General features: G+C 46.5%; 1 protein-coding gene. It reads right to left on the reverse strand.

Translation table 11 applies throughout. The features are described from left to right. A partial coding sequence (locus AACR41_RS00055) for a variant leucine-rich repeat-containing protein (protein ID WP_161768762.1) occupies positions 1–910 on the reverse strand: 910 nt, incomplete at its 3' end. Positions 911–1,012: the final 102 nt, after the last annotated feature.

Genomic DNA, 1,012 nt, shown 5'->3' on the forward strand with positions numbered 1-1,012 from the left:
GCCACTCTTGTGCGTCCCGTAAATCGTCATCATGGGCGAGTTGTTGAAGCAGTGCGGGGGGACAGTTTTGATTCTGAGCTACTTCTGCGCGCACGTTTTCATTTTCATCAGAGGCAAGTTGTTGAAGCAGTGCGGGGGAACAGTTAGGATTCTTAGCCACTCCTGTGCGTACGAACTTATCATCATGGGCGAATTTTTGGAGGAGTGCGGGGGGACAGTTAGGATTCTCAGCTACTTTTGCGCGTACCAATTCATTTTTATCATGGGCAAGTTGCTGGAGGAGTTCGAGGGGACAGTTAGGATTCTCAGCTACTCTTGCGCGCATTTCCACTGGCAGGAATTGAATATTCTCTGCCGCAGTACCGTTCCAGATTAAGACGAGGATCTCATTTTTATACTCCTTGTACTTTGCCCTGCCGCCTTTTATGTTACTCAGGCGATTGGCTAAAGCTTCCGACTCCCAGGCAGGGTTAATAGTAATGGTGCTATGAAGATGACATTTGGCGGGTACCGCAATTTCGGGGTCAGGATGAGCTGCTAATGATCGAACGATATCTACCTCCACATCAGCTTTCGCCAATAATTTTTGTAAACCCTTTTGGGGTAAATCTTGTAAAAGCTGAGGGTTTTCGAGCCGCAGCAAGTTAAAGACCGGGTTCCCGACAAACTCCTCTGGAAAATTGGCGGCCAGTCTCAACAAGGTTTCTTTGGGGGTATTAGGGTTAGCTGCACAGCATTTTTTAACCGCCTCAGTACCAGTCTCTGCCAAATGCTGCAGCAATGACTTTGGGGCAGCTGAGTTAGCAGCCACGAACTCTTGTAATTTAGGATTAGTGGCCAGCTCCTGAAGTCGTTCTGGTGTTGTAGTTTCAGCTTGAGCTTCTATTTCGGGTGTCACTTTTTTAACCATACTCAATACCCTAACAATGAAAATTTTGAAAAATGAGCTAATTATGACGGCTCTGCGTTGCACCCATAGAGTCAGCATCGGAAGTATTTAAATACTGACATT

This window comes from Picosynechococcus sp. NKBG042902 (assembly GCF_963864045.1).
Taxonomy (GTDB): Bacteria; Cyanobacteriota; Cyanobacteriia; order Cyanobacteriales; family MRBY01; genus MRBY01.